The organism is Comamonas sp. 26, from assembly GCF_002754475.1.
In the GTDB taxonomy this organism is placed as follows: Bacteria; Pseudomonadota; Gammaproteobacteria; order Burkholderiales; family Burkholderiaceae_C; genus Comamonas.
The window spans coordinates 2,274,904-2,293,643 of record NZ_PEFL01000001.1; the positions used below are offsets into that span (position 1 = coordinate 2,274,904).

The following is an 18,740-nucleotide window of genomic DNA, read 5'->3' on the forward strand; positions in this document are numbered from 1 at the left end:
ATTCCATAGCCAAAAGGTATGGCGGTCATTAAGAAAAACAAAAGCGAATTAAAACAATCAAAGACGCTCAGCCTTACTCAACAATTAAGGGTTTGTTACTGCTATCAAAAAAGGGCCAAGCCGTAAAATTTGCTTTCACATAAGCGTTCAACCGAAAAGGTACCCCACGATGGTCCAATTCTCCAGACGCCAGTTCATGAAAGTGACTGGTTCGGCTCTGGCGGGTTCCAGTATGGCGCTGATGGGTTTTTCACCCACAGCTGCTCTTGCTGAGGTGCGGCAGTACAAACTGTCATCCACCACCGTAACTCGCCAAACCTGCACCTACTGCTCAGTAGGCTGCGGAATCTTGATGTACTCCTTGGGCGACGGCGCCAAAAATACCCGTCTGTCCGTACTGCACGTGGAAGGCGACCCGGATCACCCGGTCAATCGCGGAACACTGTGCCCCAAGGGTGCATCGCTGCTGGACTTCGTCCACAGCCCTAACCGCCTCAAGTACCCAGAGTACCGCGCACCAGGCTCTTCGGAGTGGAAGCGCATGTCCTGGGACGATGCTCTGAACCGCATTGCCAAGCTGCTCAAGGATGACCGCGACGCCAACTTCGTTGAAACCAACGAAAAAGGCCAGAAGGTCAACCGCTGGCTGACCACCGGCATGCTGGCCGCATCGGCTGCCAGCAATGAAGCCGGCTACATCACGCACAAAGTGGCCCGTTCCTGGGGCCTTCTTGCACTCGATAACCAAGCACGTGTCTGACACGGCCCGACGGTGGCAGGTCTTGCCCCGACGTTTGGCCGTGGAGCGATGACGAACCATTGGGTCGACATCAAGAACGCGGACGTTATTTTGATCATGGGCGGTAATGCCGCCGAAGCACACCCCTGCGGCTTTAAGTGGGTGACCGAAGCGAAGGAGCACAACAAGGCTCACTTCATGGTGGTCGATCCGCGCTTTAACCGTTCGGCATCCGTGGCTGACTTCTATGCACCGATCCGCTCTGGCTCGGACATCGTCTTCCTTGGTGGCGTGATCAATTACCTGCTCACGAACGACAAGATTCATCACGAGTATGTGAAGAACTACACGGACTTCTCGTTCATCGTGCGCGAGGACTTTGCGTTCGACGAAGGTATTTTCTCTGGCTACAACCCTGAAAAACGTACTTACGACAAGGCGTCGTGGGACTACGAACTGGGTGAAGATGGCTTTGTGAAGGTGGATCCGACTCTGGAGCACCCCCGCTGCGTCTATCAGTGGCTCAAGAAGCACTACGCTGGCTACACCGCTGAAAAGGTGGAATCCATCTGCGGCACACCCAAGGAAAAATTCCTGCACGTGTGCGAGAAGCTGGCATCGACCGCCGAAGCCGGTCGCGTTGCGACCATCATGTACGCCCTAGGCTGGACTCAGCACACCACAGGTGCGCAGATCCTGCGTACCGGCGCCATGATCCAGCTGCTGCTAGGCAATATCGGTATCGCTGGCGGCGGCATGAACGCGCTGCGTGGCCACTCCAACATTCAGGGGCTGACCGACCTGGGCATTCTGTCTGCTTCGCTTCCAGGGTACCTGACGCTTCCAAACGAAGCCGAGCAAGACTACGACCAGTACATCGCCTCGCGCACGCCAAAGTTGCTGCGTCCTGGTCAGATGAACTATTGGTCGAACACGCCCAAGTTCCACGTCAGCCTGATGAAGGCATGGTGGGGTCCCGCTGCAACTGCTGAGAACAACTGGGCATTTGACTATTTGCCCAAGCTGGACAAGCAGTACGACATGCTGCAGGTGTTTGAGCTGATGACCAAGGGTCAAATCAACGGCTATATCGCCCAAGGTTTTAACCCGCTGGCAGCGCTGGCCAACAGCAACAGCGTGCGCGAAGGCCTTAAGAAGCTGAAGTTCCTCGTCATCATGGATCCGCTGGTCACAGAAACTTCCGAGTTCTGGAGAAACCACGGCGAATTCAACGATGTGGACTCGGCCTCGATTCAGACCGAAGTGTTCCGTCTGCCAACCACCTGCTTCGCTGAAGAAGAAGGTGCCGTGGTCAGTTCTTCACGCGTGCTGCAGTGGCACTGGAAGGCTGCAGAGCCACCAGGAGAAGCCAAGACTGACATCGCGATCATGTCGGGCCTGCATCTGCGCCTGAAGGCTCTCTACCAGAAGGATGGCGGCAAGTTTGCCGATCCCATTACCAACCTGTTCTGGCCTTACGCCGAATCCGCTCACCCCTCTGCCGAGGAAGTAGCCAAGGAATACAACGGCCGTGCACTGGTAGATCTGTTCGATCCTAAGGACCCCACCAAGCTCATCCGCAAAGCGGGCGAGCAACTGGGCGGTTTTGGCGAAATGCGCGATGACGGCACCACGCTGGGTGGCTGCTGGATCTGGGCTGGTGCCTGGACCTCGTCTGGCAACCAAATGGCTCGCCGTGACAACAGCGACCCAACTGGCATTGGCAATACGCTGAACTGGGCCTGGGCCTGGCCTGCCAACCGCCGCGTGCTGTACAACCGTGCATCGTGCGACCGTGAAGGCAAGCCTTTCAACCCTGACCGCGTTCTGATCAAGTGGAATGGCAAAAACTGGGGTGGTGCTGACGTACCAGATATCGCCCCGACCTTGCCGCCGGAGACCACCAATCCGTTCATCATGAACCCCGAAGGGGTGGCCCGCCTGTTTGCCCGCAAGGGTCTGATAGAAGGACCGTTCCCCACGCACTATGAGGCGTTTGACAACCCGCTTGGATACAACCCCATGTATCCCAAGAACAAGCTGGCCGTCATCAGCCCCATCATCCGTATCCTCGACACCGCCAAGGGCACGCAGGGCGACCCCAAGGACTATCCACATGTGGGTACGACTTACCGCCTGACCGAGCACTTCCACTACTGGACCAAGCACGTTCAGCTGAACAACATTGTTCAGCCCGAGCAGTTTGTGGAAATTGGCGAGGCCTTGGGCAAGGAGCTGGGTATTGCCACCGGGCAGAACGTCAAGGTTTCGTCAAAGCGTGGCTTTATCAAGGCCGTGGCTGTAGTGACCAAGCGCATCAAGCCTATGCAGATTGATGGCAAGACCATCCATCACGTGGGCGTGCCGATTCACTGGGGCTTCTCCACAACGGGACGCAAGGGCTATCTGGCTAACAACCTGACAGCCTCCGTGGGTGACGGTAACAGCTTGACCCCTGAATCCAAGACCTTCCTCGTGAAGGTGGAAAAGATCTAAGGAGCCACGCTGATGTCCTCAACCATGTCTCTCGATATCAAGCGCCGCTCGGCCACGACGACTCCTGCCCCCAGTGCGCGTGATGCGCACGCGGGCGAAGTCGCCAAGCTGATCGACGTCTCCAAATGCATTGGCTGCAAGGCTTGCCAGACAGCCTGCATGGAGTGGAACGACCTTCGTGATGAAGTCGGTACGGCAGCTGCCGGCGTATACGACAACCCGACCGATCTGACCGATCAGTCGTGGACCGTGATGCGCTTTACCGAGTACGAAAACGAAGCTACAGGCAACCTGGAGTGGCTGATCCGCAAGGATGGCTGCATGCACTGCGAAGACCCAGGCTGCTTGAAAGCCTGCCCCTCGCCTGGCGCTATCGTCCAATATGCCAACGGCATCGTGGACTTTCAGCAAGACCAGTGCGTGGGCTGCGGCTACTGCGTGACGGGCTGCCCGTTCAATATTCCGCGCATCTCCAAGAAGGACAACAAGGCGTACAAGTGCACCTTGTGTTCTGACCGCGTGGCTGTTGGCCAGGAACCTGCCTGCGTCAAGACCTGCCCCACCGGCGCTATCCAGTTCGGCACCAAAGATGCCATGAAGGAACAAGCGTCCCGCCGTGTCGTCGACCTCAAGGAACGCGGCTACGAAAAGGCTGGCCTCTATGACCCACAAGGCGTGGGTGGCACACACGTGATGTACGTTCTGCATCATGCGGACAAGCCTTCGCTGTACAAGGGCCTGCCGGACGATCCGTCCATCAGCCCCATGGTGTCGCTGTGGAAGGGTGTTGCCAAGCCTCTGGCTCTGGCAGCTCTGGGTGCAGCGGCCGTTGGCAGCTTCTTCCACTACATCACCAAGGGTCCTCTGGAAGTGCCCGAGGAGCTGGAAGCCGAAGAAGCCCGCAAAGCTGAACAGAGCAAGGAGAACCGCTCATGAAAAGCCGCTCTCGTGACATCCAGCGCTACACCGCCGGCGAGCGCGTCAACCACTGGGTAGTTGCCATCAGCTTTGTGCTGCTGGCACTGTCCGGCCTGGCGTTCTTTCACCCCTCGTTCTTCTTCATGACGAACCTGTTCGGTGGAGGCCCCTGGACGCGCATCCTGCACCCCTACATCGGCGTCGTCATGGCCGTCGGTTTCATCATGATGTTCTTCCGCTTCTGGCAGTTGAACATCATCAAGGACCGCGATGTGGAATGGCTCAAGAACGTAGGTGCACTGGTCAATGGCGAGCATGAAAAAATGCCCCCCGTTGAAAAGTACAACGGCGGCCAGAAGGTTCTCTTCTGGTTGCTGGTGTTGTGCATGCTCGGCCTGACCGTGACCGGTGTGCTGATGTGGCGCGCCTGGTGGAATCTGCCCGTGACCGTTGTTCGCATCGGCTCTCTGGTGCATGCCATCAGCGCCTTTGGCCTGATCGGCCTGATCATTGCGCACATCTACGCAGCGATCTGGACCAAAGGCACCATCCGCGCCATGACCCGTGGCACCGTGACACGTAGCTGGGCACGCTTCCACCACCCACTGTGGTTCCGCAAGGTCACTGGCGAAGACAAGTAATTGCCCTAGCCGGCCTCAGGCCTTACGCCTGAATGAAGCCGCCGACCTCCATCATGGTGGTCGGCGGCCATTTATTTTTTGGGAATGAATAATGCAACGCATCCTCCAACCCGGTGAAATCGAAGCACTGGATCACACCAGCTTTCCCCGCATCTTGCTGCCCCAGGTGAGCAGCCTGTTCGCCGAGCGCGCTGCACGCTTGCGTCAACTGGCCAATGGCAACCCGATTGCTGACTACCTGCAATTTGTAGCGCAGATCATGGACGCGCAGCACAAGGCCGTCGCAGCAGTGGAAATCACCGCGCCTGATGCAGCACTGATGGCCCGGGCCCAGGAGCATTCCATGCCCCTGCTGCCCGCAGTGGACACCATTGATCCCGTCTGGCAAACAGTGCTGGACAATATGCTCGATACGCTGCAAGGCAGCGAGGGCCTGCCCGCACCACTGCAGCCCCTGCTCAAAGAACTGCGCGCACTGGCCCCCGAAGCCCGTGCCGACATTGCCAAAAAGCTGCTGCAAAAAGAAGTGGCCGCACGTCACGTAGGCATGGCCCCCTTCATCATGGCAGCGCTGCAAGTCACCTTCACCAAGCGCTCGGCCAGCCTCAGCCCCCGCGACGTACCCTATACCGACCCCGCCAGCATCTGCCCGATCTGCGCCAGTGAACCTGTCGCCAGCGTTGTCCGTATTGGCGGCAAGATGGCCGGCCACCGCTATGCCCACTGCGGCACCTGCGCCTGCGAATGGCACATGGTGCGCGTCAAGTGCACGCACTGCGAATCCACCAAAGGCATTCACTACCAGGGCCTTGAAGGTGCTGGTGAGGAAGTTCTGGCAGAAACCTGCGAGGAATGCGGCTGCTACCGCAAGATCGTCAATCAGGAAAAGAACCCCATGGCCGAGCCTCTGGCTGACGACCTGGCCAGCCTGATGCTGGACCTGCTGATGAGCGAAACAAAGTTCCAGCGTGCCAGCGCCAACCCTCTGCTATTTGTGGCCGTGGCCGAAGAGCAAGAGAGCGAACTCAGCAACGAGCTGGTAGACCCCGCCGCCTGAGTCTACCCAAGGCCAACCGCCACCATAATGAAGGCGGCAGGGCTGGTACCTGCCGCCTTTTCCATATCCAGAGATTCAAAACATCCCGTCCATGAGCACCACTGCAGCGACCTCCGCCGAAATTTCGCACCCCTCACAGCTGCCCGCCGTGGACAAGGTTTTGCTGGTCGCTGAAATGCAGCCACTGCGCGAAGCCTACGGACTGGACGCCTGCACCAAAGCCGCCCGCAATGTGCTCACGCAGTTGCGCCAACAGTTGCTGGGTTCAGCCGATCAACCAGGTCAGCCCGTGCAAGCAGACCTCACCAGCATTGTGCAAAGTGCTCAACGCCAGCTGCAGGCCCGCTTTGCACCGCGTCTGCAACCAGTGCTCAACCTCACCGGCACCGTGCTGCACACCAATCTGGGCCGAGCCCTGCTGCCGCAGGCCGCCATTGATGCCGTCGTGCAGGCCTTGAGTTCCCCCGCCAACCTTGAATATGACTTGCAAGACGGTAGCCGCGGCGACCGCGATGACCTGGTCGAATCGTTGATCTGCGAGCTGACCGGTGCAGAAGCCGCAACCGTCGTCAACAACAATGCCGCCGCCGTGCTGCTGGTGCTGTCCACCATGGCCATGGGCAAAGAAGTCATTGTCTCGCGCGGCGAGCTGGTGGAGATTGGCGGTGCCTTCCGCATCCCCGACGTGATGACCCGCGCGGGCGCCAAGCTGATCGAAGTCGGCACCACCAACCGCACCCACGAGAAAGACTACGCAGGCGCTATCGGCGAGCACACCGGCGCGCTGATGAAGGTGCATTGCAGCAACTACGCCATCACCGGCTTTACCAAAGCCGTCAGCGACGCCGATGTGGCAGGCATTGCGCACGGCCACCAACTACCCATGATCGTGGACCTGGGCAGCGGCACCCTGATCGACATGCGCGACTGGGGCCTGCCCTATGAAGTGACCGTGCGCGAGACTGTGGAGTCCGGCGCCGACATCGTCACCTTCAGCGGCGACAAACTGCTGGGTGGCCCTCAGGCCGGCATCATCGTGGGCAAGAAGGAATTGATTGCCCAGATCAAGAAAAACCCCCTCAAACGCGCCCTGCGCGTTGGCAAGATCACGCTGGCCGCGCTGGAACCCACGCTGCGCCTATACCTCAATCCCGAAAAGCTGGCTGAAGAACTGACCACGCTGCGCCTCTTCACCCGCAAGGCAGCCGACATGCAGGCGCAGGCTGAAACCTTGCTGCCGCTGCTGCAGCAAGCGCTGGGCCAAGGCTTTGTGGTGGAAACTGCCGCCATGAACAGCCAGATTGGCAGCGGCGCCCTTCCCGTTGAAAACCTGCCCAGTTTTGGTCTCAAGATGTATCCGGCAAGTGGCAAGCAGGCAGGTCGCCAGCTCACCCAGCTCGAAGCACGCTTTCGCGCCCTGCCCCGCCCTGTTATTGGCCGCCTGCATGACGACGCTTTCTGGCTGGACCTGCGCTGCCTTGAAAGCGCTGCGCAAGCCCTGTTTGTCGAGCAGCTTGGCCAACTGGCTTGAAACAGCTCTAGGCCTGCGCCCGCTGAGGACTTGATATAAAAATGCCTTGCAGCGCTTGATGTATAAGCGCTAGCAGCTATCAAAATAAGACTGACACTCATGATTATCGGAACCGCCGGCCATATCGACCACGGCAAAACCACCTTGGTCCGCGCCCTCACCGGCGTGGAAACTGACCGACTCAAGGAAGAGAAAGCCCGCGGCATTTCCATCGAGCTAGGCTACGCTTACAGCCCACTGCCCAATGGCGATGTGCTGGGCATCATCGACGTGCCCGGTCACGAAAAATTCGTGCACACCATGGCCGCTGGTGCCGCGGGAATCGATCACGCCCTGCTCGTCGTCGCCGCCGATGACGGCGTGATGCCCCAGACCATTGAACACCTTGAAATTCTGCAGCTGCTGGGCGTCAAGCGCGGCACCGTGGCGCTGACCAAGGCCGACCGCGTTCTGCCCCAGCGCTTGCTCGATGTCCGCCGTGAAATCACGGCCATCCTCGCCGTCACCGCGCTGGCCGATAGCCCCATCTTTGAAACCAATGCCGCCCAGCCCGGCAATACAGGCGTGCAAGCGCTGCGCGAGCACCTGCATGTGCAAGCCCAGATGATGAGTGCCCGCCCGCAGGATGGCCTGTTCAGACTCGCCGTCGATCGCGTGTTCACCCTGCCCGGTCAGGGTACGGTGGTCACCGGCACCGTTTTTAACGGCCAGGTCAAAGTAGGCGATTCACTGGTGCATTCGGCCAGCGGCCAGTCCGTGCGTGTGCGCAGTATTCATGCACAAAACCAGAGCAGTGACATTGGCGTGGCCGGTCAGCGCTGCGCCCTCAACATCGCAGGCCTTGCCAAAGAAGATATCGAGCGCGGCGACTGGATCATGGACCCGCGCCTGCTACAGGCCACCGATCGTCTGGACATCCACCTGCACCTGCTCAGCGAAGCTCCGAGCCTTGCGCAATGGACGCCCGTGCATATTCATCTGGGCACCAAGCGCACCACCGGCCATGTCGCACTGCTGCAAGACGAATCCATAGAACCGGGCACCGAGGCCCGCGTGCAACTGGTGCTGGATGCTCCCGTCTTCACCCTCCCCGGTGACCGCCTGATTCTGCGTAACGCACAAGCCAGCCACACCATCGCGGGCGGCATGGTTCTTGACCCCTACGCCCCGGCCCGCAAGCGCCGCAGCCCCGAGCGCATGGCCTATCTCGACGCCATGGAGCAGCTCATCACGCGCCATGACTTCTCTGCATTGGTGGCGCAAGCCCCGCACGGCATTGCCCGCTCGCAACTCATACGCCTCAGCGGCCATGCGCTGAATGACACAACCATTGCCCGCACCATCCAGCTGCCCGTCGCCAATGGCGATGCACTGGTACTGGGTGAGCAGCGCTGGCAGCAGTTGCAAACGCAGGTGGTGGAGAGTCTTTCCCGCTTTCACGAAAAATCCCCCGACGAGCCAGGCGTCAACGCAGCTCGCCTGCGCCGCATGGCTCTGCCCGGCCTGCAAAATTCTGGCTACGACGCGCTTTATCAAGGTCTCGTCGATGCGCTGCTGGCGCAAAAACAGCTCAGCAGCACAGGGGCTTGGCTGCACCTGCCGCAGCACACCATCCAGCTCAGCAGTGCCGAGCAAGCCTTGGCCGAGCAACTGCTGCCCGCCATTGCTGCAGCCCGCTTCGACCCACCCTGGGTGCGCGACCTGGCCCGCGACCACAGTGCGGGTGAAGAAGTGGTGCGACAGCTACTAAAAAAGCTCTCACGCCAAGGCCTGCTGTTTCAGGTCGTCAAGGACTTGTTCTATGCGCCCGCCCGCATGGATGAGCTGGCAGCCTTGACCACTGACATCGCTGCGCAAACCCGCAATGGTGAAGTGGAAGCCAGCGCCTTCCGAGACGCCACAGGTCTTGGCCGCAAGCGCGCCATTCAGATCCTCGAGTTCTTCGACCGCATAGGCTACACGCGCCGCGTGCGTGACGCCCACCTGCTGCGCCCCGATGTGCAATGGAAAAGCGCGGCGCATTGAATTTAATGCCCCGCAGGCCTGCAGCCCATGCAGAACTTGCGCTTTGCACTATCAAATTGATAATGAATTTAAAGACATGCAACGCGGGGCTATGTCCACAAAGGTGTCAACGGCCATGCAATTGCTGGCTACAATGAGTCCTCTATCTTCTACAAGAGTTGCGACTGCAGCTCTTGCCTGAAAGGAAGGCAATCGTGCCCGGTGGCGCGGCCGGGCTTCAAACCCGGTGGGGGGCGTCAGCCGCTCCCGGGTTGGTTCGACTCCAGCTGCTTTCCGCCACCCAAACCGCGCCTGGGTGTTACAGCAAAGTGACTCATCAACGGGGCTTTGTTGCACAACTCCCACTGAGCCAAGCTTTTCTCAACCCCAGACGTAGTCATGCATGGCCGCCGTTTTTAGGGGCCCATCTGGGTGAATCGATTGAGATTAGATGCATGCGAGCCACGGCATGCCCCGGTTCAGCCAGATGGCCAAATCGCCTTGAACCCTCAATGAGTCAATCCGCTCAGAAGAACTGTCGTATGCCTACGGCGAAGGAATGAAAGCTGACGCCCGGCTCGCCCGTACGGTAACTGGCCTGCGCGCCGTTGTGTATGCGGGTGTAGAGCGCATAGACCTTGGTGCGCTGGCTGAAGTTGTAGTTATAGGCCAAGGTCCATTGCAAGGCCTGGCTCTCAGGCCGGTGGTTAGCGGCGCTGGCACGACCAATATTGATATGAAGCTCGTTGGCTCCGGTGGTGTACATGGCCGCAACACGCGTGGTGCGGTGGCTGCCGCGTGTGGGATCCACCGCATAAAGCACGGTATCCCAGTTGCGGCTGTGCTGGTGGTAGGCCCCAAAGGTCCAGGCGCCGATGTGGTAGTTGGCGCGCAGCGTGGCCTGGCGCGCAGGCCCCCACTGGCCATATCCCAGGCCAAACGACCAGTCTCCAAAGTCGTAGTTGGCGGCCAGGTCCCAGGCATTCTTGGCTGGGTTGGCAGTTTTTTCGTGCAAGCTGCTTCCGACCTCTACCGTCAATTGCTGCCAGGATGGAAGGCGCCATGAGATATGGTTTTTGCCATTGGACACGTATGCGTAGAGAGCGTCGGCCGATGCTCCGGTGTCGTAGTTGTGCGGGTTCACGCGGTCAGCGGTGGCATAGTAGGCCTCGCTGATCAGCGTGCCCAAACGCAGCATGCCAAAGCGCCCGCTGAGGTTGACTTCGCTCTTGCGTCCAAAAAAGCCGTCACTGCTGATGGTGCCCCTGTCCACCGCTACGCCGCCTTCAAGCACAAATCCTGCGCGCAAATTTCCGCCAAGATCTTCTTCTCCGCGCAAGCCAAATAGCGAGTCGTTGTCGCGCAAGCCGAAGACAGCAGGCTGATCGCCGATCTTGAACCGCTCTACCGAAGCGTTGATGCGACCGTAGATCTGCAGCGATCCGGTTTGGGCTTGAGCGGCAGTTGCAAACAGGACGGCGAGGCCTATCAAGGCCAATCGCCAGGCAGTAGGTGGATTCACAGAGACTCCAGAGCGTGCAATATACGTACTGTTTTTAGTGTGCACGCCGGACCAAAAAGTGACAAGCCGCAGCGACTCACCATCAGAAGATACAGCCTTTAAAAGACAGCGCCATACAAAGAAACATCAAATAAACCGTTCAAAGTCTTGCTTGATTTACAACAAGCTCAGGTAGTAAAAAAAGCCACCTTAGCGAAATCAGTCGCGAACCTTTTTCGAGCATCAGTGCTCTTTTACAGAGCATGCGCATAAGCAGTGAATTGCATAGTTTCAAGATCATTCCTAAGCCCTGTATCGTCGAGCACCATTTTTCGTTACTGGAAAAGAGCAGGCAGTTATTGAGGAACTGCGGGCTTCTATTCAACACCCGATTGCAGTTCGTGAAGCTGGCTTTCTCGGCGCTTTACTCAGAATACTTTGAACACATTCTTACGGCGGTCGGATTTGAAACATATATCACTGGCCACTGAGGGGCAACATGTGCTGTATCGACCTTCTGACGCATTAACCCCAGTCAACGGCATCTGAGGGCGACCAATCCAAAACTACCTGTGTTCACTTCACGTTCTGAAGTGAGTTTGCCCGGTAGCCGCGCTATGCAGCATGCACCCATACATCACCTAACTTCTTGGCAATGTCGATTGCAATAACGGCATGGCCCATGACGGCCTCCTGTGCATCAAGACTCCAGACTATGACTCAGAACTATTCAGTGCACACGCTTCAGGAAAAGGAGGCGTCCGTACCCACTAACGCAACCCCTGATACGCAGTTGCTTAATTTTTCCCATGCTAGTAATACGGTCCGAGTCAAGCAAATATTTCGAAAAATAGGCAAAGAGCTTTTTAATAAAAGTTAATTCTTGAAAAAAAATTGTATTTTGGTAGATTAACTTCAGTCTTTTCAACGCTATGCAGAAATCAAAATTTTAGTGAGGCCCTTTTGATTTCAAGCAAAACAGGCATCAATAAGGCTTCTTATCTTTGAGCGCCTTCGCCAACATACCGAAGAGACGCAGATACTTAGGCACGATCCACAGATCGCTACCCAACTCCGCTTTATCTGAAACCCACTAGGTTTTTCAACTAAGGTCCAAGAGGGAAAAAATGACACAAGGCAAAAAAATGACGGTGGTGCAGCTCACCATGCTCACCGTAGTCAATATGTTGGGGTCTGGCATTGTGCTGCTACCCACCAAGTTGGCAGAAGTCGGTGCGATCTCCATTCTCTCCTGGCTGGTGACGGCCACCGGCTCACTCGCTCTGGCTTATTGTTTTGCCCAATGCGGCATGCTGAGCCGTAAATCTGGCGGCATGGGTGGTTACGCCGAATACGCGTTTGGCCGTTCCGGCAACTACATCGTCAACTACACCTACGGCGCTTCGCTGCTGATTGCCAATGTGGCCATTGGTATTACGGCGGTCGGTTATATGACTGAGCTTTTCGGCATGAAGCTCAGCCCTATGGGTGTTGGTTTGACAACCATCGCTTTGCTGTGGATTACCACCTTCGCCAACTTCGGCGGAGCGGGTATCACCGGCAAGATCGGTAGCGTCACCGTCTGGGGCGTGATTTTGCCGGTGGTGGGCGTCTCCACCTTTGGCTGGTTCTGGTTCAGCCCCAGCACCTATGCAGAAGCATGGAATCCCCATGGCTTATCCTACTTCCAGGCTGCCAGCTCCTCGGTGGCGATCACGTTGTGGGCATTTCTGGGTATGGAATCGGCTTGCGCCAACTCCGATGCGGTAGAGAACCCCGAAAAGAACGTGCCGATTGCCGTGCTCGGGGGCACGATTGGTGCCGCCGTGATCTACATCGCTTCGACCAATGTCATGGCCGGCATTGTCTCCAACCCTGACCTAGCAGCATCTACGGCCCCGTTTGGCCTGGTGTTCGCCCACATGTTCACACCTCTGGTCGGTCAAATCATCATGGGTCTGATGGTGCTGGCCTGCATTGGCTCGCTGCTGGGCTGGCAATTCACCATCGCTCAGGTGTTCAAAAGCTCGGCCGACACGGGCTATTTCCTGCCCATCTTTGCCAAGGTCAACAAAGCCGGAACCCCCATCGTGGCCATGCTGATTTTGCTGGCGGGCCAGACCGGTCTGGCCTTGCTGACCATCAGTCCTGATCTGACCAAGCAATTCGACACCCTGACAAACCTGGCCGTTGTCACAAATCTGGTGCCCTATGTGCTGTCCATGGCCGCACTGATGACCATCCAGAAAGTGGCCGGCGTTCCCCCGAAAAAGGCCTTGATGGTCAACATCATCTCCTGGGTGGCGGCCGCCTACAGCTATCTGGCTCTTTACAGCTCGGGCAGTGAAGCCCTGCTGCTCGGCGGCGTGGCGACCATCTTTGGCTTCACGCTCTACGGTTTTGTGAGCACCCGCATGCTGCGCTTGGACCAAGAACGCGCAGCCGCCGCCGGCAAGCCAGCCTGAACCACCCCTACCCCCTTTCCATCCCTCGACCCCTGCAACGGAGCCTGACCATGTTTTTCAAAGCCCTGGACTATCCGACCGTCATCATCGACAGCGAGTTTGAATCTCCGCGCCTGCGCGGCACCATCATTCGATCATTGGCGGAAGAGCTGGAAAATTCCAATCAGCGCGTAATGGCCAATCTCACGCTGGACGATGCGCGCGTGGCAGCACGCACCTATCTGGCAGCTTCGGCCGTGCTGATCTCCATAGACGCCGACGAGGATGCCACTCAGCAGTTTGAGCAAATCCAGCAACTGCTTGAAGAAAACCTGGCACGCCACCCCCATCTACCGGTCTTCTTTTACGGCGAGCGCGGCTCGGTAGAAAAAGTGCCAACCAACCTGGTGAAGTACGCCCGTGGCTACTTCTACCTGTTCGAAGACACCAAGAGCTTTATTGCCCGCCAGGTGATGCGTGCCGCCGATGAGTACATGGAACATTTGCTGCCGCCGTTTTTCAAGGCACTGATCAAGCACACGGCCAAGTCCAATTACTCCTGGTACACGCCCGGCCATGCCGGTGGCGTCGCCTTCACCAAATCCTCCGTGGGCCGGGCTTTTCACCAGTACTTTGGCGAGAACACGCTGCGCAGCGATCTGTCAATTTCCGTGCCCGAACTCGGCTCATTGCTGGACCACAGCGGCCCGATACGCCAGGCCGAGACCGAGGCCGCCAAAAACTTCGGTGCTGACCATACATTCTTTGTCACCAACGGCACCTCGACGGCCAACAAGATCGTTTGGCATGGCACGGTGGCGCGTGGTGACGTGGTGTTTGTCGACCGTAACTGTCACAAGTCCTTGCTGCACTCCTTGATCATGACCGGAGCCATACCGGTGTATTTCTCGCCCAGCCGCAATGCCCACGGCATCATCGGCCCCATCAGCGAAGAGCAGTTCTCGCCCAAAGCCATGCAGGCCAAGATTGCGCAAAATCCGCTGGCTGCCCAAGCCATCAAGAACGGAGCCAAGCTGCGCATCGCCGTGGTCACCAACTCCACCTATGACGGGCTTTGCTACAACGCCGAGAGCATTGCAAAAAAGATAGGCAATGCCGTCGACTATCTGCATTTCGACGAGGCCTGGTATGCCTACGCGGCCTTTCATCCCTTCTACGAGCACTACTACGGCATGGCCAAGGGCAAGCCGCGCGAGCAGGATGCCATCGTCTTCACCACGCACTCGACCCACAAATTGCTGGCGGCCTTCTCTCAGGCCTCGATGGTTCATGTGCGCAACAGCCGCAAACGTCAACTGGACATGGGGCGCTTCAACGAAGCCTTCATGATGCACACCTCGACCAGTCCGCTGTACCCGGTGATCGCAGCCTGCGATATTGCCTCGAAGATGATGGAAGGCAAGGCGGGTGAGTCGCTGGTGCAGGAAATGCACGACGAATCACTGGCGTTTCGCCGTGCCATGCTGCAGATTGAATCTGATCTGGACAAGAAAGACTGGTGGTTCAAGGTCTGGCAGCCGGAAATCGTGGCTAAGAATCTGCAGGAAGCCTCGACCCATATTCCGCCCGCCCAGCCCAAGGACTGGCAGTTGCGCCCCGACGGCAAATGGCATGGTTTTGACCAGCTCAGCGACAACTTTGTGATGATCGACCCGATCAAGGTCACGCTGACCATGCCTGGATTGGAGATGGATGGACAGATGGGCGAACAAGGGATTCCTGCCAGCGTGGTCAGCAAATTCCTCTGGTCTCGCGGGATCGTGGTGGAAAAGACCAACCTCTACTCGCTGCTGGTGCTTTTCTCCATGGGTATCACCAAGGGAAAATGGGGCACGCTCGTGGCCGAGCTGATGAGCTTCAAGCAGCACTACGAGGCCAATACGCCACTGGCGCTTGTCCTGCCCGACCTGGTGGCAAATCACCCGCAGGTGTATGCAGACACGGGGCTACGTGAACTATGTGACCGCCTGCACCAGTTCAACCGCCAGCACAATGTGCCCAAGGTCATGCGCGAGATGTATGTAGAGCAGCCCGATATGGCCATGATTCCTGCAGAAGCCTACAACCAGCTGGTGCAAGGCAATGTCGAGAAAGTGGAGGTCAAAGAGCTCAAGGGCCGCATTGCCGCGACCATGCTGGTTCCTTACCCGCCTGGTATTCCACTCATCATGCCCGGAGAGCTTTACAACGAAAAAGCCGATGCCATCTTCAACTACCTGCGCATTGCCGAAGAGCAGGATGCCCAGATTCCCGGCTTTGAATCGGATGTCCACGGTCGAGAGGTCGAGGTAGATGCCACGGGCCAACGTCGCTACGTCGTAGAAGTGCTCAAAAACTGAGTACAGGCCGATTCCAAAGCCGCCTTCGGGCGGCTTTTTCTTGTCTATTCGCGAAGTGTCAGAGTGAAAAGCAAGGGGGCGAAAGTATCCTCCTCCCGTGCTTTCCCTCTCAGAACTTAAGCAGCCGCGTCCTGCTCCTGCAGCATTCGCCACATTACTTTGCCGCTGCCGCTCTTGGGCAACGCCTGCACAAATTGCACGATGCGCGGCGCCTTGTAGACGGCCATATTGATGCGGCACCATTCAAGAATGTCTTCTGCCGTTGTGCCTTCATGACCTGCGCGCAGCACGACCACGGCTTTGACGGTTTCGCCGCGGTACGCGTCCTTGGCAGAGATCACGCATGCTTCCTGAATGGAGGGGTGGCGAAACATCAGCGATTCGACCTCGGCAGGCCAGACCTTGAAGCCGCTGGCATTGATCATGCGTTTGAGTCGGTCGGTAATGAAGAAGTAGCCCTCCTCATCCACCCGCCCTAGATCACCGGTGCGAAAGAATCGCTTGCCATCCAGCACCATGAAAGCATCTTCAGTTGCCTCTGGGCGCTTCCAGTAACCCTCAAACACCTCTGGGCCGTTGACCACAATCTCGCCCGACTCGCCTTGGGCAACCTCCTTTAGCGTATCGGGACTGACCACCCGCGCATCGGTACTCATAAAGGGAATGCCAAGACATTGCTGCTTAGGATGATCAGGCGGATTGCTGTGCGAAGGCGCTGCGGTCTCGGTCAACCCATAGCCTTCGCAGAAGCGCAAACCATATTGCTCCAGCAAGCGCTGGGCCACGGCCTGGGGCATGGCTGCCCCGCCACCCCCAATGTATTTGAGGCTGGAGAGATCAAACGACGCAAAGTTGGGGCTGGCCAGCAGGTCGATCACCATGGTCGGAATATTCGTCCAGCTGGTGACCTGATAGTGCGAGATCAGCCGTCCGGCCAGCTCGCGATCCCAGCGGGGCATGATGATCAGCGTGGCACCCATGTAGATGGCGCTGTGCAATACCGACACCATGCCCGTGATGTGGAACATGGGCACCACGCCCAGTACCACGCTTTCATGCGAGCCCGTGCCCCATAAAGTACCGGCTACGGAGTTGTGATTGATGCTGCGGTGCAAGTGCATGCAGCCCTTTGGCTGCCCCGTGGTGCCGCTGGTATAAGGCAGAATCGCCAGGTCATCGCGCCCCACGGTATGCTGCGGCGCTGCATCAGCACAGGCCATCGCCTTCACCCAAGGGTGGACCGTTCCGTGATTCAGCAGAGCCGCTTCGCGCTCGCCAAGCAGCCAGCTGCGCCAGGACTCAGGTGGCGCATCTGGCCCCTGCACATTGGCATCAAAACCATCGGCAAACTGGGTGACGACCATGTGCTCCAGCGCATCGGCCTGCGGCAAAGCGTTGCTGGCTTTGGCCAGCTCCAGCGCCAGATCCGCCGAGGTAATCGCCACCTTGGCGCCTGAGTCTGTGATGTAGTGCTTGAGCTCCTCGGCCAGATTCATGGGGTTGACCGGCACCACCACCGCATTGGCACGCAAGATAGCGTAATGTGCCAGCACCAGCTGCGAGGTGTTTTGCATCAGCAAGATGACACGGTCACCTTTCCTAACGCCCAGGCTGTGCAAGTAAGCGGCCATGCGCTCCGTGCCGGCACACAGCTGCCCATATGTGGTGGTGCGGCCAAGAAACACCAGCGCCGCCTTGTCCGGGTAGCGCTTGGCATTGATCGCCAGGTTCTCCCAGATGCTGGTGACAGGAACAGTGATGGAGTGAGGCAGGCGGGTGGGCCAGAAGGCGTAATGAGCAGGCATGAGTCAGTCATCCGTAATTGAAAAGCGGCGTGAGAAACACTTAGTCCCAAAGGACTAGTAGCCCGCAAGACTAGGCCGCACAGACTCATCCAGCATCCGGGATGCCCCCAAGAACCCGTCCCGCAGGTGACGTATGCACAGACTTACGATTCAGCGCACCTTGGCTTAGCATGGCGCCATGCCTAATGAATCCAGACTCCAGCAGTCGCTGCGCGAACTGCTCCTGAACCAGCGCACGGCGGCTTTGGCGGTGCAGCCGCTTGCTGATTTTTCAGCGTCTGCCCTGCCCGCACCCGGCCTGTCTTTTGTGCCCTGGGCGTGGTGCAGCGACTTTTCCTGCTTGGTCATTCATGTCAGCGGTCTGGCCAGCCACACCAGCGCCATGCAGGCACACCCTGCCATCAGCCTGATGATGGTGGCCGCAGAGCTGCCAGGCCAGGGCGTGCATGCGCTGGAGCGCATCAGCATTGCGGGCATAGCCTCTACGCCGCCGCGTGAAAGCGCTCTCTGGCAGGCGCTCAAGTCCAGTTACCTCGCCCGCTTTTCGGAAGCCGAAGCCATGACCATGCTGGGAGACTTTCGCTTCATATGCATCACACCAAGTTCTGGCCGCCATGTGGCAGGTTTTGGCGCGGCGCGTGAAGTCTCGAATCAGGACCTGATTGCGGCATTCAACCCTGCGAGTCCGTGACCTCCGGGCCGCAGCTTTCACCTGCACCGGCAACAAATGCTCGGACCTGCTCCATGCAGGGCATGGAGGCACCGGACACGACAGCCCGCACATAGTCTTCCCACATCTGACCTTGCTGCTCGACCGATGCAGCTCGGAAAATCTCCAGCATGGCAACACCATCATCGCTGGCGCAATAGGTGTAGGGGTCATGGCGCAGGCAAAGGGCCTTGGCATGCTGCAGCAAGGCCTTGCGCGTCACGGCCACGCCCTGCAGCCGCTGCCACTGGTGCAGCAACTCATGAGCAAAGACACCAGCAACGGCAGGATGGTTCAATTTCAAAACCCGCTCAGGCTGACCCGCCTCAAAGAAACTGCGCGGCAGATAGATGCGCCCGCCGTTCATGGATAGCGCGCGGCGCGTATCACCCAGACGCCGCAGATGCAGCCGTATGCGCGGCTGCAGCGACTGCAGCGAATAGCCGAAATGGCGCAGCACAAATTCATGCTCCGGCGGCAGCAGGCTGCGACTCCAGAGCATCAGTGCATTGCCCTGCATCTCAAGCCGCCAGCT

12 protein-coding genes and 1 tRNA gene are annotated in these 18,740 nt (G+C 58.3%); 10 read left to right on the top strand and 3 right to left on the bottom strand.

Features of this window, described 5'->3' with window-relative positions:
- Positions 1–169 precede the first annotated feature (169 nt).
- The 7 genes from fdnG to CLU84_RS10495 all read left to right on the top strand — a co-directional run bounded on the left by fdnG (position 170) and on the right by CLU84_RS10495 (position 9,686).
- Complete coding sequence (gene fdnG / locus CLU84_RS10465; protein ID WP_144445439.1) at positions 170–3,235, top strand: formate dehydrogenase-N subunit alpha; 3,066 nt, start codon at positions 170–172, stop codon at positions 3,233–3,235.
- A gap of 12 nt (positions 3,236–3,247) precedes the next feature.
- A complete protein-coding gene (gene fdxH, locus CLU84_RS10470; RefSeq protein WP_099737112.1) occupies positions 3,248–4,171 on the top strand; it encodes a formate dehydrogenase subunit beta in 924 nt (307 codons plus the stop codon).
- Positions 4,168–4,794 (top strand): formate dehydrogenase subunit gamma, encoded by a 627-nt coding sequence (locus tag CLU84_RS10475; protein WP_099737113.1) that lies wholly within the window; start codon positions 4,168–4,170, stop codon positions 4,792–4,794. The genes fdxH and CLU84_RS10475 overlap by 4 nt, the downstream gene beginning before the upstream one ends.
- Positions 4,795–4,885: 91 nt before the next feature.
- Positions 4,886–5,851 (top strand): formate dehydrogenase accessory protein FdhE, encoded by a 966-nt coding sequence (fdhE, locus tag CLU84_RS10480; RefSeq protein WP_099737114.1) that lies wholly within the window; start codon positions 4,886–4,888, stop codon positions 5,849–5,851.
- Positions 5,852–5,942: 91 nt separating this feature from the next.
- A complete protein-coding gene (selA, locus tag CLU84_RS10485; protein ID WP_099737115.1) occupies positions 5,943–7,382 on the top strand; it encodes an L-seryl-tRNA(Sec) selenium transferase in 1,440 nt (479 codons plus the stop codon).
- 99 nt (positions 7,383–7,481) lie between these two features.
- Positions 7,482–9,407, top strand: coding sequence for a selenocysteine-specific translation elongation factor (gene selB, locus CLU84_RS10490; RefSeq protein ID WP_099737116.1), 1,926 nt, complete (start codon positions 7,482–7,484; stop codon positions 9,405–9,407).
- 183 nt (positions 9,408–9,590) lie between these two features.
- A tRNA-Sec gene (locus CLU84_RS10495) sits at positions 9,591–9,686 on the top strand.
- Positions 9,687–9,912: 226 nt separating this feature from the next.
- On the opposite strand, the gene CLU84_RS10500 is transcribed toward CLU84_RS10495, so the two are convergent.
- Positions 9,913–10,908, bottom strand: a complete 996-nt coding sequence (locus tag CLU84_RS10500; protein WP_099737117.1) for a porin — start codon at positions 10,906–10,908, stop codon at positions 9,913–9,915.
- 1,106 nt (positions 10,909–12,014) lie between these two features.
- Here CLU84_RS10500 and potE point away from each other — a divergent pair.
- Together potE and CLU84_RS10520 are read left to right on the top strand one after the other, a co-directional pair.
- On the top strand, positions 12,015–13,352 hold the full coding sequence (gene potE / locus CLU84_RS10515) for a putrescine-ornithine antiporter (RefSeq protein WP_099737120.1): 1,338 nt from the start codon (positions 12,015–12,017) through the stop codon (positions 13,350–13,352).
- A gap of 50 nt (positions 13,353–13,402) precedes the next feature.
- A complete protein-coding gene (locus CLU84_RS10520; RefSeq protein WP_099737121.1) occupies positions 13,403–15,691 on the top strand; it encodes an Orn/Lys/Arg decarboxylase N-terminal domain-containing protein in 2,289 nt (762 codons plus the stop codon).
- 116 nt (positions 15,692–15,807) lie between these two features.
- Here CLU84_RS10520 and CLU84_RS10525 read toward each other — a convergent pair whose 3' ends face one another.
- Positions 15,808–17,496: a long-chain fatty acid--CoA ligase gene (locus tag CLU84_RS10525; RefSeq protein ID WP_099737122.1), complete on the bottom strand. Its 1,689-nt coding sequence runs from the start codon at positions 17,494–17,496 to the stop codon at positions 15,808–15,810.
- A gap of 178 nt (positions 17,497–17,674) precedes the next feature.
- Between CLU84_RS10525 and CLU84_RS10530 the strand changes: the two genes are divergently transcribed.
- Positions 17,675–18,187, top strand: a complete 513-nt coding sequence (locus tag CLU84_RS10530; protein ID WP_099737123.1) for a pyridoxamine 5'-phosphate oxidase — start codon at positions 17,675–17,677, stop codon at positions 18,185–18,187.
- Here the strand turns inward: CLU84_RS10530 and CLU84_RS10535 are convergent.
- The gene (locus tag CLU84_RS10535) at positions 18,168–18,725 is read right to left on the bottom strand and encodes a hypothetical protein (protein ID WP_099737124.1); all 558 of its coding nucleotides are present in this window, start codon (positions 18,723–18,725) and stop codon (positions 18,168–18,170) included. The genes CLU84_RS10530 and CLU84_RS10535 overlap by 20 nt on opposite strands.
- Positions 18,726–18,740 lie beyond the last annotated feature (15 nt).